Origin of the sequence: Micromonospora sp. WMMD712 (assembly GCF_029581295.1) — a bacterium.
In the GTDB taxonomy this organism is placed as follows: Bacteria; Actinomycetota; Actinomycetes; order Mycobacteriales; family Micromonosporaceae; genus Micromonospora; species Micromonospora carbonacea.
Genome location: NZ_CP120743.1, coordinates 7,361,995 through 7,382,909, shown reverse-complemented (window position 1 = coordinate 7,382,909; position 20,915 = coordinate 7,361,995). Strand labels below are relative to the sequence as shown.

Sequence of the window (20,915 nt, the reverse complement as noted above, 5' to 3'; positions counted from 1 at the left end):
GCGGCAGCCTGGGGCAGGTGGGCGACGCCCCACCCCGGGGCCGGCCGGACCCGGTCAGGGCGTGCCGGTCACCGCGCCAGCGCCGGGTCGCACAGGGCCAGTTCGGCCCGGACCTGCGGGAGGGTGAGCAGCAGCTCCATGATCTCCGGCACGTCCAGCCGCCGGGCGGTGGCGGAGCTGAGCTCGGGCAGCGCCGGCAGCCCGATCCGGCCCTCGGTGACGTAGGACGCGTAGCTGAGCCGCCTGGCGTCGACCGGCAGCCGGTAGAAGTCGCCGAAGTCCTCGGCGCGGGCCAGCTCCTCGCGGCTGGCCATCGTCTCGAACTGCTTCTCGCCGTGGCGGACGCCGATCACGTCGTACTTCGGGGGCACGTCGAAGAGCTGGCACAGGGCCACGACGAGGTCCCCCACCGTGCAGGCGCCGGCCTTGCGGACGAAGATGTCGCCGGCCCGGGCGTGCTGGAACGCGTGCTCGACCAGCTCCACGGAGTCGGCCAGCGACATCATGAACCGCGTCATGTCGGGATCGGTGACGGTGGGCACGACCCCGGCCTTGATCTGCTCGATGAAGATCGGGATCACGGAGCCCCGCGAGTACATGACGTTGCCGTAACGGACGCAGGAGACGACCGTCGCGCCGCCCGAGCCGCCCCGGGCGTGGGCCTGCGCCAGCTTCTCCATCATTCCCTTGCTCATGCCCATCGCGCTGACCGGGTGGACCGCCTTGTCGGTGCTCAGCATCACCACGGAGCCGACCCCGTGCCGGTCCGCCGCCTCGATCACGTTCGCGCTGCCCACGACGTTGGTCCGGAACGCCTCCAGCGGGAAGAACTCGCAGGAGGGGACCTGCTTGAGCGCCGCGGCGTGGAAGACGAAGTCGACGCCCCGGGTGGCGCGCAGGACGCTGTCGAGGTCCCGGATGTCGCCGAGGTGGTAGGAGACCCGGTCGTCGGCGAGGGTCCGCCGCATGACGTCCTGCTTGGCCTCGTCCCGGCTGAGGACGCGCACCTCCGCGACGTCGCGGTCCAGCAGCCGCCGCACCATCGTCTGACCGAACGAGCCGGTCCCTCCGGTGATCAGCACACGGCGACCAACAGTCGAGCAAGTCATCCAAGTTCTCCTATTTCTTGGAGCGGCGCCGGCCTTCCTGGCTCCGCGCAGCAGCCACTGCGGACGGTCACGGGCCGCCGAGCTGCACGGCATCCGGTTCAACGAAGGGTCAGAGTACAGGGAAACGCCAGAAAGATGCATATTGTCCGCTTCTCCGACGCCGGCCGACCGCGCGACGGTCCGGCCACCCGCCCCGGCGACCGGCCGTGGCCAACGGGGTGGTCCGGTCGTTCAACCGGGGTGGAGCCCGTTCGCCGACCGCAGGGACGCCTCCGCCGCCGTCCAGCCCGCCCGCCGCCCGGAGAGAACCGCCATGAGCCCACCCGGCACGTCGCACCGGCTACGCGTGGCGGTGCTGCTCAAGACGAACACCGGTGGTAGGTGGATCCTGCCGCAGGTGGACGAGCTGCGCGGGCGCGGACACGACGTCGTGGTGATCCTGCCCGCCGGGGACGGGCGGCTCACCGGGGAGCTGCGGCGACGGGGCGTACGCGTCGCCGAGTCGCCGTTCGACTTCCGGGTCGGGCCCGGCCTCCCCGCCGGCCTGCTCGGCCTGCGTCGGTTGATCCGCCGGCTGGCCCCGGACGTGCTCCACTACCACCTGCTCGCCTCCGCCTTCGCCGCCCGGGCCGCCACCGTGGGCCTGCCCCTGCGCCGCGTGCACATGGTGGCCGGCCCGGCCTACCTGGAGTCCCGCGTCATCCGCCTCGTCGAGCGGCTGCTGTGGCGGCTCGACGACGCCATCGTCTGCGGCTGCCGGCACGCGTCGAACCGGTACGGGGCGCTGGGCTGCCCGCCCCACCGCCGCCCGGTGGCCACCTACGGGGTGAACACCGAGCGGTTCCGGCCGGACTGGGCGGCCGCCCCGCGCCCCGGTGACGCGCCGCCCGGCGGACCCGACGGCCACCCGGCCCTCGCGGACCGGGGCGGCCCGGGTGGCCCGGCGCACGCCGAGGCGCGGGCCAAGGCGCGGGCCGAGCTCGGCGTCGCCGACGACGTCTTCCTGGCCGTCATGGTCGCCTACGTCTATCCGCCGAAGCGGCTGGTCAACCGGGGACGGGGGATCAAGGGGCACGACGTGCTCCTGCCCGCGTGGCGACGGTTCCGCGCGGCCCACCCGAAGGCGCACCTGTTGATCATCGGCGACGGTTGGGGCGACGCGGGCGAGACCTACCGCCGCCGGCTGCTCGACCGGTTCGGCGTCGCCGGGGACCCCGGGATCACCTGGCTCACCGGCGTCGACGACGTACGCCCCTGGTACGCGGCGGCCGACGTGAGCGTCAGCCCCTCCCTCGGCGAGAGCCACGGCGCGGCGGTGGAGGCCGGGGCGATGGCCGTGCCGAGCATCGTCAGCGATGCCGGTGGCCTGCCCGAGACGGTCGACGAGCACAGCGGGTGGATCGTCCCGGCCGACGACGTGCCGGCCCTGGCCGACGCGCTCCGCCTCGCGTACCGGGACTTCGCGGCCGGGCGGCTGCCCGCACGCGGCCGGGCGGCCCGCAGCCTGATGGTGCGGCGGTTCGACAACCGGCGCTCGGCCGCCGACGTCGCCGACGTCCTCGAATCCGTCGCGGCCACCGGCGGACGCTAGCCGCTCCGGCGCGCGGCCGCCGGCCTGCGGGCCGCCGGGCCGGGCGGGGCGGCCGCCGGCCGGCCCTGGTCAGCGCACGACCGCGGCGTCAGAGCACGAAGGCGTCGGTCCAGAGCGCGCCGGAGCGGCCCGACAGCGCGTCGAGCATCGCGACCGCCTGGCCGTCGCTGAGCTGCGCGACGAAGTCGACGATGGCCCGCCCCCGGGCCCGGCCGATCCGGTCCGGCGTACGCGGGTGCAGCTCCGCCTCGGCCAGCTCGACCAGGTCGTGCAGCCGGCGCGGCAGCCGCGACTCCTCCTCCGGGTCGAGCAGCCACTCCCACAGCGCCTCGACGAGGGTGCCGAGCAGCCGCGCCTGTCCCCGCTGGTGCAGGGCCAGGTCGGGGCGGGCCAGCACGAACCGGTGGTGGACGAACTTGAGCACCTGCACCTCGTGCCACTGGGCCGGGGCGAGCAGCACGTGCCCGGAGCGCACCGACGGGGTCCCGGTCACGGTGATGGCGTCGACGAACCGGGTGGTCCACCGGGCGGAGAACCGGGCGACGTACTGCTCCGCCTCGATCGAGCCGTCGAACGGCAGCGCGAGCAGCCCCTCGACCAGCTCCTGCCGGACGTGCTCGACGGCCGCGGCGAACGCCTCGTCGTCGGCGATCCAGCCGTCCTTGCGGTGCAGCTGCCGGCGCAGCCGCTCGATGGCCGCACCGGGCCGGCGGCCCACGCCGTCCAGCGCGGGGTCGGTGACCGCCCGCAGGTGGTCGCCCTCCCGCTGCCAGGCCATCAGCTCGGCGGCCACGGCGCCCTGCTGGAGCACACCGACCCGGTAGAAGTCCTCGACGTCGTGGATGGCGTACGCGATGTCGTCGGCGGTGTCCATGACCGACGCCTCCACCGTCTGCTGCCAGTCGGCGATCCGCCCGACGAACGGCTCCCGGGCCTGGCGCAGGTCGGCCAGCTCCGTGCGGTACGCGCCGAACTTCGCCGACCCGCTGTCCGGGTCGTCGGCGGGCACGGCGGCGCCCCGGGGCGGCGGGTCGAGGTGCCGGGGGTGCGGGTCCGGGTGGTCCAGCCGGGTCCACGGGTATTTCAGCAGGGCCGCCCGGACCGCCGCCGTCAGGTCGAGGCCGGTGGTCGCCGCGCCGCGGATCTCGGTGCTGGTGACGATCCGGTACGACTGCGCGTTGCCCTCGAAGCCGTCGGCGAGGCCCAGCCGCTGCCGGGCCAGCCGGTCGAGCACCCGCTCCCCGAGGTGCCCGAACGGCGGGTGCCCGAGGTCGTGGGCGAGGGCGGCGGCCTCGACCACGTCGGGGTCGCAGCCGCCGAGGGAGGCCAGCAGGTCGCGCCAGCGCTGGTCGGCGGTGAGCCGCTCGGCGATGGCGCGGGCGACCTGGGCCACCTTGAGGCTGTGGGTGAGCCGGTTGTGCACCAGCAGGCCGGAGCCGCCCGGGCTGATCACCTGGGTGACCCCGCCGAGGCGGGCGAAGAAGGGCGAGGCCACGATCCGGTCCCGGTCGGCCCGGAACGGGCTGGCGGCGAGATCGCCGAGGGCCCGGGCGCTGCCGCCGAAGAGCCGCCGCGCCCGCGGGTCAGCGGGATGTTCCATGATCGCCACGCTAGCGCAGCCGGTGCCGCCGCACGCCGGCTCGGCCCCCGGCGGGGGTGCCGCGCGGCGTCGGGGGCGGGCGGCACAATGCAGGGCGGAACCCACACGAAGGCGGATGAAGATCGTGACCCAGTCTGTGCACCAGCGGATCGCCGACGAGCTCGGCGTCGCCGAACGTCAGGTCCGGGCGGCCGTGGAGCTGCTCGACGGCGGCGCCACCGTGCCGTTCATCGCCCGCTACCGCAAGGAGGCCACCGGCCTGCTCGACGACGCCCAGCTGCGCACCCTGGAGGAGCGGCTGCGCTACCTGCGCGAGCTGGACGAGCGCCGCGCCGCGGTGCTGGAGTCCATCCGTGGCCAGGGCAAGCTCGACGAGGCCCTCGAAGCGCAGATCATGGCGGCCGACTCGAAGTCCCGGCTGGAGGACATCTACCTGCCGTTCAAGCCGAAGCGGCGCACCCGGGCGCAGATCGCCCGCGAGGCCGGGCTGGAGCCCCTCGCCGACGCGCTGCTGGCCGACCCGGGCCAGGATCCGCGGGAGCGGGCCGCCGGCTTCGTCGACGCCGACAAGGGAGTGGCCGACGCCGCCGCCGCGCTGGACGGCGCGCGGGCCATCCTGGTGGAGCGTTTCGCCGAGGACGCCGACCTGATCGGCACGCTACGCGAGCAGATGTGGTCGCGGGGCCGGCTGGTCTCGCGGGTACGCGACGGCCAGGAGGCCGCCGGCGCGAAGTTCTCCGACTATTTCGACTTCGCCGAGCCGTACGCGAAGCTGCCCTCGCACCGGATCCTGGCGATGTTCCGGGGCGAGAAGGAGGGCGTGCTCGACCTGACGATGGACCCGGAGGCCGAGGGCGACTCCGACGCGCCGGTCACCGGCCCGACGCGCTACGAGGCGGCGATCGCCGGCCGGTTCGGGGTCAGCGACTCCGGTCGGCCCGGCGACAGGTGGCTGACCGACACGGTGCGCTGGGCCTGGCGCACCCGCATCCTCATCCACCTCGGTGCGGACCTGCGGATGCGGCTGTGGCAGGCGGCCGAGGAGGAGGCCGTGCGGGTCTTCGCCACCAACCTGCGCGACCTGCTGCTCGCCGCGCCGGCCGGCACCCGGCCGACGATGGGCCTCGACCCGGGCCTGCGCACCGGGGTCAAGGTGGCGGTGGTCGACGCCACCGGCAAGGTGGTCGCCACCGACACGATCTACCCGCACGAGCCGCGCCGGCAGTGGGACGCCTCGATCGACACCCTGGCGCGGCTGGCCGGGGCGCACGGCGTGGAGCTGGTCGCCATCGGCAACGGCACCGCCAGCCGGGAGACCGACAAGCTCGCCGGCGAGCTGATCAAGCGGCACCCGGGGCTGAAGCTGACCAAGGTGGTCGTCTCCGAGGCCGGCGCTTCGGTCTACTCGGCGTCGGCGTACGCCTCGCAGGAGCTGCCGGGGCTGGACGTGTCGCTGCGCGGCGCGGTCTCCATCGCCCGCCGGTTGCAGGACCCGCTCGCCGAGCTGGTCAAGATCGACCCCCGCTCGATCGGCGTGGGGCAATACCAGCACGACCTGTCCGAGGTGAAGCTCTCCCGCTCCCTCGACGCCGTGGTGGAGGACTGCGTGAACGCCGTCGGCGTCGACGTCAACACCGCCTCCGCGCCGCTGCTCACCCGGGTCTCCGGCATCGGGGCGGGGCTGGCGGAGAACATCGTGCTGCACCGCGACGCCAACGGCCCGTTCCGGTCCCGGGCCGAGCTGAAGAAGGTGTCCCGGCTCGGCCCGAAGGCGTTCGAGCAGTGCGCCGGCTTCCTGCGCATCCCCGGCGGCGCCGACCCGCTCGACTCCTCCAGCGTGCACCCGGAGTCCTACCCGGTGGTGCGGCGGATCCTGGCCCGCACGGGGCAGGACCTGCGCTCCCTGATCGGGCAGAGCGCCATCCTGCGCGGGCTGCGGGCCGCCGACTTCGTCGACGACACGTTCGGCCTGCCCACCGTCACCGACATCCTGGCGGAGCTGGAGAAGCCCGGCCGGGACCCGCGGCCGGAGTTCCGCACCGCCACGTTCGTCGAGGGCGTGGAGAAGATCTCCGACCTGACCCCCGGCATGATCCTGGAGGGCGTGGTCACCAACGTGGCGGCGTTCGGCGCGTTCGTCGACGTCGGCGTGCACCAGGACGGCCTGGTGCACGTCTCGGCGATGTCCCGGACGTTCGTGAAGGACCCGCGCGACGTGGTGAAGTCCGGCGACGTGGTCCGGGTGAAGGTGCTCGACGTCGACGTGCCGCGCAAGCGGATCTCGCTGACGCTGCGGCTCGACGACGAGATGCCCGCCGCCGGCCAGGGCGGCGGTGGCCAGGGCGGGCAACGCGGCGGCCAGGGCGGCGGGCAACGCGGGGCCCAGGGTGGACAACGCGGCGGTGGCCAGGGCGGCGAGCGGGGCGGCTCGCGCGGGGGCCAGGGCGGTTCGCGCGGCGACCGGGGCGGCTCGCGCGGCGGGCAGCCGCAGCGGCAGGGGCGCGGGGGCGGGGCGGCCCCGGCGCCGGCCAACGACGCCATGGCGGACGCGCTGCGCCGCGCCGGCCTGGCCTGAGGCCCCGGCGTCGCCGCCGCCCCGAAACCGGCGAACGGTTCGGCGCGGCGGCGACGCCCGGGTGACGCCCGACTCCCGAGGCCCGGCGGCGACGCCCGGGACCCGGGCCGACGACGCGGGCGCGCGGCGGCGCGCGTACCGTCGGCGGCGTGGGTGAGGACGACGGCCTTCCGTGGCGGGAGCGGCAGCGCCACGCGGTGCGGGCGCACGCGGCGGCCGAGGCCCGGCAGCGCGCCGCGGAGCAGGCGGAGGCCGCGGAGCTGGTGGCCGGTTTCGCCGCCGAGGCGCTGCGGCGCGGGCTGCGCAGCGAGCCGCTGCGGGCGGTCGGCTACGACGGGCGCGGCCACTACCGCACCCGGCTCACCGGCTGGTACGTGGACCGGGCCCGCACCCGCGCCGTGGACACCGAGGGCCGCTTCTATCTGCTCTCCGTGCCCCCCGGCCTGCGGTCGCGGCTGTTCGGGGCGCAGCCGGAGCCCACCCCGCCGCCGCTGGTGGTCGGGCGCGGCGGCCGCGACGGCGAGTCGGTGCCCCTGGCGACCCTGCTCAGCCTGCGTCTGGAGGCGGGCGACGACTGGCGGTGAGCCGCGCCGCCCGGCCGGACCGCTGCCGGGGCACGCTGCCTGCGGACCGCCGCTGCACCCAGCGCCACCAGCAGAGCTGCACGACCAGGGTGAGCAGGCCGGCCAGCACGATGGCGGTCAGGTTGATCACGAGCTGGAGGGCGGAGCCGGCCGCCTCCCGCCACACCCCGTAGGCGGCGGCGACGGCGACGTTCGCGGTGGCCGGCACGGTGGTGACCGAGATCAGCACGCCGACGAGCGAGCCGGACTTCTTCGAGGTCAGTGAGAGCATCCCGGCCACGCCGGCCAGCAGGCCGACCACCCAGGACAGCGCGTCGGGCCGCCAGATGAAGTCGGTCAGCGGCCGGTCGGCCAGCAGCATGCCCCGGTCCACCAGGCCGGCGGCGGTCAGCGTCCAGGTGCTCAGCACGGTGGCCAGCACGGCGGCCAGGAAGCCCACCACGAGGGCCTGCACCGAACGGCCGACGACGGCGGGCCGGCGGCGCAGCAGCGCCACGCAGAGGGCGGCGAGCGGACCGAACTCGGGGCCGACCACCATCGCGCCGACGATCAGGATCGGCTGGTCGAGCAGCACACCGATGCCGGCGATCATGGTGGCCACCACGATCAGCACCAGGAACGTGGCGGAGAGCTCGGTCTGCTCGCCGGTCTTGGCGGCGATCTCGTCCCAGACGACCGCGTCCGTGCCGCTGCCCGGCGCCTCCTCGGCGGCCCGGTCCGCGGCGGCGGACAGCGTCAGCTCCACGTCGTCGGCGGCGATGCCCCCGCGCGCCTCGACGCCGAGCCGGCGCAGGTCGTGCAGGACGACGTCGGCCCGTTCGCGGACCACGTCGCAGAGGACGAGATCGCCCGCAGGCCGGCGGGCCGCGCCGGGCAGGACGACCAGGTGGGTCACGCCCGGGTCCGCGCCGAGCAGGTCCACCACGGCCGACGACTGGTCCGGCGGCGCGATCACCCGCAGATGCAGCACAGCTCGCTCCCCAGGAGATGGGCCGGGCCCCACGCCCGCGCAGACCATACCCGGCCCGGGGGCCGCGCGCCGCCGGCCGGGGCCGTAACGCGGCACGCGGCCCCGGGGTTAGTGGGACGAGGACCACGAGCGGGCGGGGGATCCGCGTCGGTCCGACCGGAGACGAAGGGGTCGACGTTGGCCAACCCAGCGCCGGGCGGCCGGTGGTCCGGCCTGTCGAGGGTGAGCTGGTTCCTCGCCGGCCTGGCCATGACCTCGCTCGCGCAGTGGACCATCGTCACGGTGCTCGCCCGGGCCGGCAGCCCTGGCCTGGTCGGCCAGTACGCCCTCGGTCTCGCGGTCGGCGCGCCGGTGGTCCTGGTCTGCGGGCTCGGGCTCCAGCCGGTCCTGGTCACCGACGTGGCCGGTCGGTTCACCTTCCACGAGTACCTGCGGCTGCGGCTGGCCGGGATGGCGGTGGCGCTGTTCGCGATCGGCGTCGTCGCGTACGCGATGGGTTCGGGGGGTGGGCCCGTCGTCCTGCTCGTCGGCGTGGCGAAGGCGCTCGACGCGGTGGGCGAGATCTACTTCGGCATCCTGCAACGCCGCCGCGCGATGCGTACCGTCGGGTTGTCGATGGCCCTCAACGCCGCGCTCTCGGTCGTCGTCACCACGGTCCTGCTCCTGGCGACGGGCAGCGTCGCCGTCGCGGCCCTCGGCTCGGTCGCCGGCTCGGCGCTCGGCTCCGTCGGCTACCCCCGGTGGGTGGTCCGCCCGGACCTGCGGGGGGCCGCCGGGGCGGGCGGGTGGGCGGCGCTGCGCCGGCAGCGCCGGCTGGTCGTCACCGCCCTGCCCGTCGGCTTCGCCTACAGCCTCACCTCGTTCACCGGCAACGTGCCGATGTACGTCGTGCAGCACGAGCTGGGCGCGCAGGCGCTGGGGGTGTTCGCCGCGCTGAGCTACGCGACGATGGGGGCGAACCTCCTCTACGCCGCGATGTACCAGGTGCTCCTGCACCGGATGGCCGAGCTGGCCGACGCGGGGCGGCTGCGGGCGTTGCGCGGCCTGGTCGTCCGGCTCGTGCTGGGCTCGCTGCTGTTCGGGCTGGTGGGCGCGCTGGTCGCCAGGCTGGCCGGCGAGGTGGTGCTGGGGCTGCTCTACGGGCGCGACTACTCCCGGCACTGGCCGGTGCTGGTGGTCCTCGCGCTGGGCATCGGCGCGAGCGGCGCGCTGTACTTCGTCAACGCCGCGTTGCTGGCGCTGCACCGCTTCCAGCACCACCTGACGGCGACCCTGCCCACGCTCGGGCTCGTCGCGGCGGCGAGCCTGCTGCTGGTCCCCCGGCACGGGCTGATCGGCGCGGCGTCGGCCGCCGTCCTGGCGCTGGTGGTGGAGGCCGTCACGAAGACGCTGCTGCTGCGGCACGCGCTGGCCCGGGCGGTTGGTGGGCCCGGTACGCCGCCGCCGGGCGACGGGGAGCCGCGGGACCGGCCGTCCGCGGGACCGGTGCCGCCGGAACGAAGTACCGTACCGAAAGTCACCATATAACCGCGTACCTGACATCTTGGACAGTGAGCTATCGATGACCTGCCTCGCCATCGTCACGGAGTACCGATTCGTCCGCACTCCCGACGGACGGCTGTGGGTCGGGGTCGGCCCGGAGTACGACATCTGGACCCGCTACCTCGCGGCCTTCGACCGGGTCCGGGTCGTCGCCCGGGTGCAGGACGTCCAGGAACGGCCGCCGGGGGTCGCCCGGGTCGACGGGCCGGGCGTCGAGGTCTGGCCGCTGCCGTACTACGTGGGGGCGGGCGGGTTCCTCGCCCACGCGACGCGGATCCGGCGGTCGGCGCTGGCGGGCACCGAGGACGCCGACGTCGTCATGCTCCGGGTGCCCTCCCCCATCGCCAACACCATCAGCGGCCACTTCGACCGCCGCCGGCGGCCCTACTGCCTGGAGGTCGTCGGCGACCCCGACGCCGTGCTGTCGCGCGGGGTCGTCGACCACCCGCTGCGTCCCCTCCTGCGCCGCTGGGCCACCGCCGCGATGCGGCGGCAGTGCCGGCTGGCCGCGGCGGCCGTGTACGAGACCGGGCGCACCCTCCAGGCGCGGTACCCGGCGCGGGACGGGTCCCCCAGCGAGGGCATCTCCTCCGTCGAACTGCCACCCGCCGCCTTCGCGGCCGGTCCCCGGACGCACGACGCCCCGCCGGGGCGGGCGGTCCTGGTCTCGGTCGGCACGCTCGACCAGTTGTACAAGGGCGTCGACATCCTCATCGAGGCGCTGGCCCTCCTCGGCGACGGGGCGGCGCACCGGCTCGTGCACGTCGGCCGGGGGCGCTACCTGCCCAGGCTGCGCCGGCTCGCCGAGGAGCGGGGCGTCGCCGACCGGGTCGAGTTCGCCGGTTGGCTGCCCACCCCCGACGACCTCCGGCGGCGGCTCGACCAGGCCGACCTGTTCGTCATGCCGTCGCGCACCGAGGGGCTGCCCCGGGCCCTGATCGAGGCCATGGCCCGGGGCCTGCCCGCGATCGGCTCGGCCGTCGGCGGGATCCCCGAGCTGCTGCCGCCCGACTGCCTGGTGCCGCCGGGCGACCCCGCCGCGCTGGCGGCGGCCCTGCGCGGGATGCTGTCCGACCCACGGCGGCTGACCGAGGCGTCGGCGCGCAACCTCGCCGCCGCCCGCGCGTTCGGGGCGGACGTGCTGGCCGCCCGGCGCACCGCCTTCTACCGCTCCCTGCGCCACCTCGGGGCCGCCCCCGCCGCGCGGGTGGGCGTGTCCGCCGAGGGCTGAGGGACGCAGGGGGCGCGGCCGGGGGCGACCACTTTGGCCATTGGTCACTTTTATTGTGATCAAAACTGATAAAAGTGGAATGTCGCATGCAATCTCCACGGGAGTCCACCATGAACGCTCGCCGACCCGCAGTCCGGCCTCGTGCCACGTCCCCGAGTGAGCCGACGTGACGGCCCGGATCGCGCTGTTCCAGCCCGACGTGGGCCCCCTCGAGGAGTCGTTCCTGCTGCGCGCCTTCCGCTCCGGCTGGCCGGGCCCGGCCGGCCCCGAGACGGAGGCGTTCGAGGCCGAGATCGCCGGGCGGGCGGGGGTCCGGCACGCCGTCGGGGTGAGCTCGGGGACGGCCGCGCTGCACCTGGCGCTGCTCGCCTGCGGCGCGGGCCCCGGCACCGTCGTCGTGGTGCCGACGCTCACCTTCGCCGCGACGGCCAACGCGGCCGTCTACACCGGGGCCCGGCCCGTCTTCGTCGACAGCGACCCCGCCACCGGCAACGTCGACCCGGATCTGCTGGCCGACCTGCTCGACCGCCTGGCCGCCGCCGACGAGCGGGTCGCCGCCGTGATGGCGGTCGACCTCAACGGCACCTGCGCGGACTACTCGCGGCTGCGCCCGGTCTGCCGGGCGGCCGGGGTGCCCCTGGTGGAGGACGCCGCCCAGGCCCTCGGGTCGACCCACGAGGGACAGCCGGCGGGGTCCTTCGGCTCGCTCGGCACCTTCTCCTTCAGCTGGAACAAGGTCATCACCACCTCGGCGGGCGGGATGGTGGTGACGGACGACGCGGCGCTCGCGGCCCGCTGCCGGCACCTGTCGACCCAGGCCCGGGAGCCGGTGACGCACTACGAGCACCGGGACGTCGGCTACAACTACCGGCTGAGCAACCTGCTCGCCGCCGTCGGCCGGGCGCAGCTGCGCCGGCTGGACGAGATGGTCGAGCGCCGCCGCCGGCTACGCGAGCGGTACGCGAAGCTGTTCGCCGCCGTCCCCGGCACCCGGATCGTCGGCGACGGCGACCCCGGCGCGAACTGCTGGCTGACGTCGGTGGCGGTGGACCCCGAGGTGGCCGGCTGGGGGGCGGGACAGCTGGGCCGCCACCTGGCCCGGCGGGGCGTCGAGACGCGGCCGATGTGGAAGCCGATGCACCGCCAACCCGTCTTCGCCGGCCACGACGCCGTGGTCACCGGCGTCGCCGACCGGCTCTTCGCGCGCAGCGTCTCGCTGCCCAGCGGATCGAGCCTGACCGACGCCGACGCCGAGCGCCTCTTCGCGGCGCTCGACGAGTTCCTGGAGGAACGGGGATGAGCCGGGATCGCTACGAACGGATCAAACGCGTCCTCGACGTGACCGTGGCGGCGCTGGTGCTCGTCCTGGCCGCCCCGGTGATGGCGGCGACCGCCCTGGCCATCGCCCTGACCATGGGTCGGCCGGTGCTGTTCCGCCAGTCCCGCCCCGGGCTGCACGGCGAGCTGTTCGAGCTGGTCAAGTTCCGGTCCATGCGGGCCGAGGGCGACCCGCTGTCGCCCCTGCACGACGCCAGGCGGATGACCCCGCTGGGCCGTTGGCTGCGGGCCACCAGCCTGGACGAGCTGCCCTCGCTGTGGAACGTGCTGCGGGGCGACATGAGCCTCGTCGGGCCGCGTCCCCTGCTGCCGCAGTACGTGCCGCGCTACACCGCCGAGCAGTTCCGCCGCCACGAGGTCCGCCCGGGCGTCACCGGCCTGCAACAGGTACGCGGCCGCAACGCCCTCGCCTGGGAGGAGCGCTTCGTGCTCGACGTCTGGTACGTCGAGCACCGCAGCCTCCTGCTGGACCTGCGCATCCTCGCCTGGACGGTGGTCACCGTGCTGCGCCGCGACGGCATCACGGCGCCCGGCAGCGCGACCGCCCACGAGTACCGGGGCGTCCCGGTGCCCGACCGCGAGCGGGAGCCGGTCCGATGAGCCCGGAACTGGTGATCGTCGGGTGCGGCGGCCACGGCCGGGAGCTCCTCGGCATCGTCCGGGCGGTCAACGACGCGGCGGCCGGCGGCCCGGTCTGGCAGGTGCGGGGGTTCGTCGACGACGACCCGACGGAGGAGAACCGCAAGCGGGTGCAGCGGCTCGGCGTGCCGTGGCTGGGCCCGGTGTCGTCCCTGGCCGACGCCGGGGACGCGCACGTGGTGCTCGGCGTCGGCGACCCCCGGGCGCGCGGGCGGGTCGCCCGCCGGGTCGACGCGTACGGGCTGCCGGCGGCGGTGCTGGTCCACCCGGACGCCACCCTCGGCGCGGACGCCCGCGTCGGCGAGGGGACGGTGCTGTTCGCCGGCGCCCGGGTGACCACCAACGTGACGCTGGGCCGGCACGTGCACCTCAACCAGAACGCGGCGGTCGGGCACGACTGCGTGTTCGGCGACCACGTGTCGGTCAACCCGCTCGCCGCCGTCTCCGGCGGCTGCCGGCTCGACCCGGAGGTGCTGATCGGGGCGGGCGCGGTGGTCCTCCAGGGGCTCCGGGTGGGCGCGGGCGCGACCGTCGGCGCGGCGGCCTGCGTGGTGCGCGACGTGCCGCCCGGCGTGGTGGTGAAGGGGGTGCCGGCGCGGTGAGGGTCGTCGTCACCACCGAGTACCGCTACGCCGTCACGCCCGACGGCCGGGTCTGGACGTCGCACACGCACGGCTACGACATCTGGCGGCGCTACCTCTCGGCCTTCGACGAGGTGCGCGTGGTGGCCCGGGTCGCCCCGCAGCCCCGGGTGCCGGAGACGGCGCTGCGGGTCGACGGCCCCGGGGTCACGGTGCACCCGGTGCCGCACTACGTCGGGCCGCAGCAGTACCTGCGCCAGCGGGTGCCGATCGGCCGCGCCATGGCGACCGCCGCCGGGCGCGACGACGCGGTGATCCTGCGGGTGCCCTCCGCACTGGGCTCCCTGCTGGCCGGCGTCCGCCGCCGGCACGGCCTGCCGTACGCCCTGGAGGTCGTGGGCGACCCCTACGACGTGCTCGCGCCGGGGGTGGTCCGGCATCCGCTGCGTCCCCTGCTGCGCCAGCGCTTCGCGACCCGGCTGCGCCGCGAGTGCGGCTCGGCGGTCGCCGTCTCCTACGTGACGGCGGACTACCTCCAGGCCCGCTACCCGGCGGCCCCCCACGCGCCGACGGTCAACGTGTCGAGCATCGACCTGCCGCCCGAGGCGTTCGCCGCCGCCCCGCGGGCCGTCCGGGCCGACGCCGGCGGCGTACGCACGCTCATCTCGATCGGGACGCTCGACCAGCTCTACAAGGGCGTCGACACGCTCGTCGAGGCGGTGGCCCGGCTGGCGGCGCGCGGGGTCGACGTCCGGCTCGTCCACGCCGGCGCCGGCCGGTTCGCCGGGCACCTGGCGGCCCTGGCCGAGGCGCGGGGCGTCGCCGACCGGGTGACGTTCGCCGGCTGGGTGGCCCCCGGCGCGCCGCTGCACGCCCTCCTCGACGCGGCCGACCTGGCGGTCATGCCGTCGCGGACCGAGGGGCTGCCGCGCGCGCTGATCGAGGCCATGGCCCGCGCGCTGCCGGCGATCGGCACCGCCGTCGGCGGCATCCCGGAGCTGCTCGCGCCCGAGGACCTGGTGGGCCCCGACGACCCCGGGGCGCTGGCGGAGGCGATCGCCCGGATGCTGGCCGACCCGGACCGGATGGCGCTCGCCTCGGCCCGCAACCTCGCCCACGCCCGGCGCTACTCCCGCGACTGCCTGGAGCCCCGGCGGCACGCCTTCTACCGGTCGGTGCGCGAGGCCACGGCCCGGCGCTGAGCGGCGCCTACGCCGGGGAGCGTCCGCTCGGGGCGCGGCCCCGGCGCGCCGACGTCACCGTCCCCCGCCATTGCCACGGCCGCCACCCGTGGCAATGGCGGGAGCCGACCCGCGCTCCCGCCACCGCCGTGCGTTGTGCCCCCCGTCACCGGCCTCGGGCGTCCACCGTCCCGGCGCGCCAGGCGCGGTACCAGTCGAAGGTCCGCCGCACCCCGTCCTCCAGCGGCACCACCGGCTCGAAGCCGGTCAACCGGCGCAGCGTCGCCAGGTCGGGGCAGCGGCGGTGCACCGAGCCGGGCGGCGCGGGCATCGGTTGCAGGACCGGGGCCGCGTCGGCGACGCGCAGCACCAGCTTGGCCAGGTCGCCGATGTTGGTCTGCTCGGCGTCGTTGCCGACGTGCACGATCTCGCCGGCCGCGGCCGGGCAGCGCATCAGCCGCAGCACCGCCTCGACCGCGTCGTCGACGTGGCAGAACGCGCGGTACTGGTCGGCGCCCCACACCCGGAACGGGTCCTCCCCGTCGAGGGCGCGCAGCGACATCTCCGGGATGACGTGGTCCGTGCCCATCCTCGGCCCGTAGACGTTGTGGAAGCGCCCGACCGTGGCGGCGCAGCGTCGGGCGCGGGCGGCGTGCACGAAGGCGGCCTCGCCGAGCAGCTTGCTGATCGCGTACGAGAACCGGGGCGACGTGACGTCGGTGATCATGACGGGGACGTCCTCGGCCGTCGGCACCGGCACGACGCGGGCGTCGACGCCGCCGGCGTACACCTCGCTGGTGGAGCTGAAGAAGACCCGGTCGCCGGGCTCGACCCAGTCCAGCAGGTGCAGCGCCGTCAGGGTGTTGACCCGGATCACCCGCGTCGGATCGGCCTCGACGTTGCGCACCCCGACCACGGCGGCGAGCAGGTAGATCTCGTCGCAGCCGCGCGGCAGCGCCGCCCAGGCCTGCGGCCGGGTCAGGTCCGCCGAGACGACCTCGACGGCCGGGTCGTCACGCAGCGCGCCGAGGCGCTCGTCGTCGCGGCCCCGGGAGAAGTCGTCGACGACGACCACGCGGTGACCGTCGGCGAGCAGCCGCTCGGTCAGGTGCAGGCCGATGAAGCCCGCGCCGCCGAGGACGAGTGCCCGCCTCACGCCGGCACCCGGCCGGTGGGGGCGGCGGCGCGCGGGGCGGGCAGGTAGCCGATGCCGGCGTACCGCGCCCCGGCGGCGGTCACGGCCGCCTCGTCGAGGATCCGCCACGAGTCGTAGACGACGCCCGCCCCGCCGGCCGCGAGCAGCCCGCCGACCTCCAGCGCCCGGTAGTCGGGGTGGTCGTTGACCACGAGCACCGCGTCGCTGTCGCAGAACGCCTTGTCCAGGCTGGTCGGCTCGCCGCCGTAGGCCCGGATGACCTGGTCGGGCACCATCGGGTCGTGCCCGGCCACGACCAGCCCGGCCGCCCGGAAGACCGGCATCATCGCGGCGATCGGCGTGCCGCGCATGTCGTCGGTGGGGGGCCACCCCTTGTACGCCCAGCCCAGCACGGCCAGTCGGGCGCCGGCGGTGTCGCCGCGCCGCTGCCGGATCAGCTCCACGACGGTCTCGGCGACGTGCACCGGCAGGCGCTCGTTGAGCCGCCGGGCCGCCCCGACCAGGAACGCGCCGTCGTCGCCGGCGCTGGCCACCATCAGGTACGGGTCCTTCGACAGGCAACCGCCGCCGACGTACCCGGGCCGGCTCAGGTCCGGCCGGGGGTAGTCGAGGTTGGCGGCCCGGATCACCTCCAGCGGGTCGAGGCCGTGCCGCTCGGCGATCAGCGCCACCTCGTTGCCGAACGAGTAGATCAGGTCGGTGTGGCAGTTGTTGGAGAGCTTGACCAACTCGGCGGCCTCCAGGCTGGACACCGGAACGGTCTGCCGGGCGAGCCCGCCGAACAGCTCCAGCCCGGCGTGCAGGCTCTCGTCGTCCACGCCGCCGACGACCTGGGGCAGCTCGACCAGTTCCCGCAGCGCCTGCCCCTGGATGGTCCGCTCCGGGGCCATCACCAGCAGCGCCCGCCCCCACGCCGCGGTCAGCGCCGGCAGCACCACCCGGCGGCTCGTCCCGACGGGGACGGTGCTGCGGACGATCACCAGGGTCTGCGGGCCGCACCAGCGGGCCACCTGTTCGGCCGCCGCCGCGAGGTTGGACAGGTCGGGCCGCCGGGACCCCTCGTCCACCGGCGTGGAGACGCTGAGCACCACCGCGTCGAGGTCCGCCGGCAGCTCGTCGTCGACGAACACCGAACGGCCCGCGTGCGTGGCGAACACGTCGGCGATGCCCGGCTCGAAGATGTGCGGGCGGCCGCCGCGCAGCGCCGCCCGCACCGCCGGGTTCGCGTCCACCCCGTGCACCTCGAACCCCTTGCGCGCCAGCGCGGCGGCCAGCGTCAGCCCGACGTAGCCGAGGCCGACGATCCCAATCCTGCGATACACGTTGTCCTCTTCCCCTCGTTTGTCGTGCTCGGTGCACCGGCGCGCCCGCGCGGGCGGGCCGGTCAGGCGCCCATCGCGGCCCAGCTCGCCTTGACCGACTCGGCGAGCTCGTAGGAGGGCGCCCAGCCCAGGTCGCGCGCGGCCCGGGAGATGTCGCCGCACATCCAGTCGACCGCCGCCGAGCGGCCCGGCGGCGGCTGGTCCTCGCGTACCGTGCCGGTGAAGCCGGCCGCCTCCGCCATCAGCCGGACCGCCTCCCGCACCGGCACGGCCCGGCCGCTGGCGACGTTGTAGACCCGCTGCGGCAGCCAGGGGGCCCGGACGGCGGCGGCCACGGCGGCGGCCACGTCCCGGACGTCGACGAAGTCCCGGTGGGCCGAGAGGGGACCGACGGTGACCGGGTCGCCCGGCGTCGCGCGGCGCAGCAGCGTCGCGACCCGGCCGAGCACGGTGTCGGCGGACAGGCCGGGGCCGATCGGGTTGAACACCCGCAGCGTGACGCCGTCGACCCGGCCCGCGGCGGCGGCCAGCTCGACCAGCCGGGTGGCGGTCAGGTGGGTCAGGCCGTACTCGCTCACCGGGCGCGCGTCGTCGCTCTCGGCGGCGGCGTGCCCGTGCGGCACCGGCCCGTACTCCCCGGCGGAGCCGATGCGCACCAGCCGCGCGCCGGGTGCCCCGGCCGCGACGGCCTCGACGAGTTTCGCGGTCACCGACACGTTCGCCGCGACGAGCTCGTCGGCCCGCCCGTCGAGCCGGCCGGTGCAGGCCACCACCGCGTCGGGCCGGGCGGCGCGCAGCAGCGCGCCCAGCTCGTCGACGTCGCAGGCGACGAGGTCGACGTCGCGCCGGCCGGGGCAGACCAGCGCGGCGTGCGGGCGCAGGGCGGCGCGGACGTGCCCGCCGATGAAGCCGGAGCCGCCGAGGACCAGGACCGTGGTCACACCGGCTCCGGGGTACGCGGGGACAGCAGGATCGGCCGGAGCCGTTCGAACGCCCGGTTGGCCTCGTCGTAGTCCTCGGGCCGGCCGATGTCGAGCCAGTAGCCGTCGAACGGGTAGCTCGCCGGCGGTTCGCCGCGTTCGAGCAGGTCCAGCACGAGTTGGTCGAAGCCGAACGCGAGCCCGGCCGGGTACGCGGCGATGGTCCGCGTGGAGAGGCCGTAGACGCCCATGCTGACGTGGTAGTCGAGGACGGGCTTCTCGCTGAACTCGACCACCCGGCCGTCCTCGACCGACAGCACGCCAAAGTCGATCTTCACGGTGCGGTGGAAGGTCGCCACGGTCAGCGGGGCGCCGGAGGCGGCGTGGGTGCGCAGCAGGTCGCCGTAGTCCAGGTCGGTGAGCACGTCCCCGTTCATCACCAGGAAGTGCTCGGGCAACCGGTCGCGGATGCCGAACAGCGGCCCGATCGTCGACAGGGGGACGCTCTCCTCCACGTACCGCACGCGCAGCCCGAACCGGGAGCCGTCGCCGACGAACGCGCGGATCAGCGAGCCGAGGTGGTTGATCGCCAGGGTGACGTCGGTGAAGCCGCAGCTCGCGAGCTGGTGCAGGACGATCTCCAGGATGGCGTGGCTGTCCCCGATCGGCACCAGCGGTTTCGGCAGGGAGGTCGTGTACGGCTTGAGCCGCGTCCCCTTGCCACCGGCCATGATCACTACATGCATCTCGTCATCCGATCCGTCCGTCGCTGCCGGCGTCCCGGCCGCCGTCAGGCGCGGGTCGGGTGTCGCCGGGCGGTACGCCCCCGTAACACCCAGGGCAACGACCGACCCGCGCCCGAGAAACGCCCATAACAGAGCATTAGCCGCCTTTATCTCGGTACCACTCCCGGCCACCCGGACGGATCCATTCGGGTGGTCATCCCATAGCACTGAGTAACGTTCCCGGCCCGGGCCTGGTTAGGAGGGTGTCGACGCCACCGGCGCACCCATGCCGCCGCACGAGGAGGATCCGATGACGACCCTGGCTGGTCCCGCCGCACGACCCGTCGGCGCGCTCCGCGCGACCGGGCCGGTGACCACGGGGAAGCCGGTGGACGACAACGTCCTGGCCGCGATCCTCGTGACGTCGCTGAGCATCGCGCTGATGGTGTGCCTACCGGACCTGCGCCACTGGTTCATGGCGCCCACGACCCTCACCGGCGTCCTCATCGGCGCCGAGGCGCTGCGGTGGTTCCGCCGGGACGTCGACGTGTTCGACCCACGGGCCTGCGCGGGCCTGATCGGGCTCCAGTTCCTCTACCTCGCGCCGATCCTGAACGTGGCCCTCGACGAGTGGGTGACGGGGGTCTACGACCAGCCCGTCTGGCGCGAGGCGCTCGGGATGCTCGGCATCCTCAACGCGGTCGGCACGGCCCTCTACCGGGTGGTGCTCGCCCTGCCCCGCCGGCCCCGCCGCCGGCACCGCCGGCCGCCCGCGATGCACCTGCCCACCTTCTACGCGGCGGGCCTGACGCTCGCCGTGGTCAGCATCGCCGCGATGGCCTACGAGATCGCCATCTTCGGCGGCATCGACGGCTTCGTCGCCACGATGGCCGACCAGGCCAACCGGGTCAACGACATGAGGGGGCTCGGCCCGCTCATCGTGCTCTCCGAGGCGTTCCCGTACGTCGTCTTCACCCTCGCGCTCGTGCGGTGGCGCAAGACGCTCGCCCGGAACACCGTCCTGCTCGTCCTGCTCGTGCTCGCGCTGACCGTGACCCAGTTCTTCATCGGCGGGCTCAAGGGCAGCCGCAGCAGCACGCTCTGGCCGCTGCTGCTCGCCCTCGTCCTGGTCAACGTCACCGTCCGGCGGGTGCCCCGCAAGGTCGTCGTCGGGGTGGCGGTGCTCGCCTTCGCCTTCATCTACCTGTACGCCTTCTACAAGCTGGGCGGCACGAAGGCCATCGACGAGATCCGGCGGGCCGGGTCGGTCCAGGGCGCCGTGTCGGACACGGGGCGGGACATGCCCATGCTGCTCACCGCCGACCTGGGCCGGGCCGACATCCAGAGCGTCATCCTGCACCGCTACCTCGACGGCCAGTTCGAGCCGGTGCTCGGGGCGACGTACGCCAACGCCTGGTTCATGTTCCTGCCCGACGCCCTCTTCCCCGACGTGCCGACCAGCAAGGTCGACGTGGGCGCGCAGATCCTCTACAACCCGCTCTACCCGAAGGGCGAGGGCAGCTCGAGCAAGATCTACGGCACGGCCGGCGAGGGCATCATCAACTTCGGCCTGGTCGGCGGCGTGCTCTCCTTCGTGGCCTTCGGCCTCGCCGTCCGCGCCGTCCAGGGGTACTACACGGCGGCCGTGGCCGCGCCGGGCCTGACGCCGAAGCTCGTCGCGCCCGTGGTGTGGGTCCTCGTCACCACCCAGAGCTCCGACCTGGACAACATCCTGTTCTGCCTCGTCAAGTACTCCGTGCCGACGCTCCTGCTGGTCTGGCTGGCCTGCCGGCTCGGCCGCCGGCACCGCACCCGCGTACGCCCGCTGTCCGCGGTGCCCTGACCCGCGCC

The 20,915-nt window shown here is 75.1% G+C and carries 17 protein-coding genes; 10 read left to right on the top strand and 7 right to left on the bottom strand.

The features are described 5' to 3' along the window. Positions 1-68: 68 nt before the first annotated feature. Positions 69-1,082, bottom strand: coding sequence for a polysaccharide biosynthesis protein (locus tag O7633_RS31260; RefSeq protein WP_278133786.1), 1,014 nt, complete (start codon positions 1,080-1,082; stop codon positions 69-71). 340 nt (positions 1,083-1,422) lie between these two features. On the opposite strand from O7633_RS31260, the gene O7633_RS31255 reads away from it, so the two are divergent. Next, positions 1,423-2,700, top strand: coding sequence for a glycosyltransferase family 4 protein (locus O7633_RS31255; RefSeq protein WP_282324973.1), 1,278 nt, complete (start codon positions 1,423-1,425; stop codon positions 2,698-2,700). An 88-nt stretch (positions 2,701-2,788) separates the two neighbouring features. Here O7633_RS31255 and dgt read toward each other — a convergent pair whose 3' ends face one another. Further along, on the bottom strand, positions 2,789-4,300 hold the full coding sequence (dgt, locus tag O7633_RS31250; RefSeq protein WP_282324972.1) for a dGTP triphosphohydrolase: 1,512 nt from the start codon (positions 4,298-4,300) through the stop codon (positions 2,789-2,791). Positions 4,301-4,415: 115 nt separating this feature from the next. Between dgt and O7633_RS31245 the strand changes: the two genes are divergently transcribed. Then, positions 4,416-6,875: a Tex family protein gene (locus tag O7633_RS31245; protein ID WP_282324971.1), complete on the top strand. Its 2,460-nt coding sequence runs from the start codon at positions 4,416-4,418 to the stop codon at positions 6,873-6,875. A 149-nt stretch (positions 6,876-7,024) separates the two neighbouring features. Then, positions 7,025-7,459 carry a hypothetical protein gene (locus O7633_RS31240; RefSeq protein ID WP_282324970.1) on the top strand — a complete coding sequence of 145 codons (435 nt, stop codon included), beginning with the start codon at positions 7,025-7,027 and terminating at the stop codon, positions 7,457-7,459. On the opposite strand, the gene O7633_RS31235 is transcribed toward O7633_RS31240, so the two are convergent. After that, positions 7,422-8,429: a DUF389 domain-containing protein gene (locus tag O7633_RS31235; protein WP_282324969.1), complete on the bottom strand. Its 1,008-nt coding sequence runs from the start codon at positions 8,427-8,429 to the stop codon at positions 7,422-7,424. The genes O7633_RS31240 and O7633_RS31235 overlap by 38 nt on opposite strands. 177 nt (positions 8,430-8,606) lie before the next feature. On the opposite strand from O7633_RS31235, the gene O7633_RS31230 reads away from it, so the two are divergent. The 6 genes from O7633_RS31230 to O7633_RS31205 all read left to right on the top strand — a co-directional run bounded on the left by O7633_RS31230 (position 8,607) and on the right by O7633_RS31205 (position 14,962). Next, complete coding sequence (locus O7633_RS31230; RefSeq protein WP_282324968.1) at positions 8,607-9,956, top strand: hypothetical protein; 1,350 nt, start codon at positions 8,607-8,609, stop codon at positions 9,954-9,956. A 34-nt stretch (positions 9,957-9,990) separates the two neighbouring features. Beyond that, the gene (locus tag O7633_RS31225; RefSeq protein WP_282324967.1) at positions 9,991-11,202 is read left to right on the top strand and encodes a glycosyltransferase; all 1,212 of its coding nucleotides are present in this window, start codon (positions 9,991-9,993) and stop codon (positions 11,200-11,202) included. 166 nt (positions 11,203-11,368) lie between these two features. Beyond that, the gene (locus tag O7633_RS31220; protein WP_282324966.1) at positions 11,369-12,502 is read left to right on the top strand and encodes a DegT/DnrJ/EryC1/StrS family aminotransferase; all 1,134 of its coding nucleotides are present in this window, start codon (positions 11,369-11,371) and stop codon (positions 12,500-12,502) included. After that, positions 12,499-13,140 carry a sugar transferase gene (locus tag O7633_RS31215; protein WP_074475862.1) on the top strand — a complete coding sequence of 214 codons (642 nt, stop codon included), beginning with the start codon at positions 12,499-12,501 and terminating at the stop codon, positions 13,138-13,140. The genes O7633_RS31220 and O7633_RS31215 overlap by 4 nt, the downstream gene beginning before the upstream one ends. Next, complete coding sequence (locus O7633_RS31210) at positions 13,137-13,781, top strand: acetyltransferase (protein ID WP_282324965.1); 645 nt, start codon at positions 13,137-13,139, stop codon at positions 13,779-13,781. Before O7633_RS31215 ends, O7633_RS31210 begins: the two co-directional genes overlap by 4 nt. Then, a complete protein-coding gene (locus O7633_RS31205) occupies positions 13,778-14,962 on the top strand; it encodes a glycosyltransferase (protein ID WP_282324964.1) in 1,185 nt (394 codons plus the stop codon). Before O7633_RS31210 ends, O7633_RS31205 begins: the two co-directional genes overlap by 4 nt. 145 nt (positions 14,963-15,107) lie before the next feature. Here O7633_RS31205 and O7633_RS31200 read toward each other — a convergent pair whose 3' ends face one another. The 4 genes from O7633_RS31200 to O7633_RS31185 all read right to left on the bottom strand — a co-directional run bounded on the left by O7633_RS31200 (position 15,108) and on the right by O7633_RS31185 (position 19,085). Continuing rightward, positions 15,108-16,097 carry an NAD-dependent epimerase/dehydratase family protein gene (locus tag O7633_RS31200; protein ID WP_178064183.1) on the bottom strand — a complete coding sequence of 330 codons (990 nt, stop codon included), beginning with the start codon at positions 16,095-16,097 and terminating at the stop codon, positions 15,108-15,110. After that, a complete protein-coding gene (locus tag O7633_RS31195) occupies positions 16,094-17,419 on the bottom strand; it encodes a nucleotide sugar dehydrogenase (RefSeq protein ID WP_246384539.1) in 1,326 nt (441 codons plus the stop codon). Before O7633_RS31195 ends, O7633_RS31200 begins: the two co-directional genes overlap by 4 nt. Before the next feature lie 62 nt (positions 17,420-17,481). After that, positions 17,482-18,360, bottom strand: a complete 879-nt coding sequence (locus tag O7633_RS31190; protein WP_282324963.1) for an NAD(P)-dependent oxidoreductase — start codon at positions 18,358-18,360, stop codon at positions 17,482-17,484. Then, complete coding sequence (locus O7633_RS31185; protein ID WP_282324962.1) at positions 18,357-19,085, bottom strand: sugar phosphate nucleotidyltransferase; 729 nt, start codon at positions 19,083-19,085, stop codon at positions 18,357-18,359. Before O7633_RS31185 ends, O7633_RS31190 begins: the two co-directional genes overlap by 4 nt. A gap of 289 nt (positions 19,086-19,374) precedes the next feature. Between O7633_RS31185 and O7633_RS31180 the strand changes: the two genes are divergently transcribed. After that, positions 19,375-20,907 (top strand): hypothetical protein, encoded by a 1,533-nt coding sequence (locus tag O7633_RS31180; protein WP_282324961.1) that lies wholly within the window; start codon positions 19,375-19,377, stop codon positions 20,905-20,907. Positions 20,908-20,915: the final 8 nt, after the last annotated feature.

Excerpts from the sequence above, each read along its gene's own strand:
- dgt (WP_282324972.1), bottom strand. The coding sequence starts at position 4,300 with ATGGAACATCCCGCTGACCCGCGGGCGCGGCGGCTCTTCGGCGGCAGC.
- O7633_RS31245 (WP_282324971.1), top strand. The coding sequence starts at position 4,416 with ATGAAGATCGTGACCCAGTCTGTGCACCAGCGGATCGCCGACGAGCTC.
- O7633_RS31185 (WP_282324962.1), bottom strand. The coding sequence starts at position 19,085 with ATGCATGTAGTGATCATGGCCGGTGGCAAGGGGACGCGGCTCAAGCCG.
- O7633_RS31210 (WP_282324965.1), top strand. The coding sequence starts at position 13,137 with ATGAGCCCGGAACTGGTGATCGTCGGGTGCGGCGGCCACGGCCGGGAG.
- O7633_RS31180 (WP_282324961.1), top strand. The coding sequence starts at position 19,375 with ATGACGACCCTGGCTGGTCCCGCCGCACGACCCGTCGGCGCGCTCCGC.
- O7633_RS31225 (WP_282324967.1), top strand. The coding sequence starts at position 9,991 with ATGACCTGCCTCGCCATCGTCACGGAGTACCGATTCGTCCGCACTCCC.
- O7633_RS31215 (WP_074475862.1), top strand. The coding sequence starts at position 12,499 with ATGAGCCGGGATCGCTACGAACGGATCAAACGCGTCCTCGACGTGACC.
- O7633_RS31255 (WP_282324973.1), top strand. The coding sequence starts at position 1,423 with ATGAGCCCACCCGGCACGTCGCACCGGCTACGCGTGGCGGTGCTGCTC.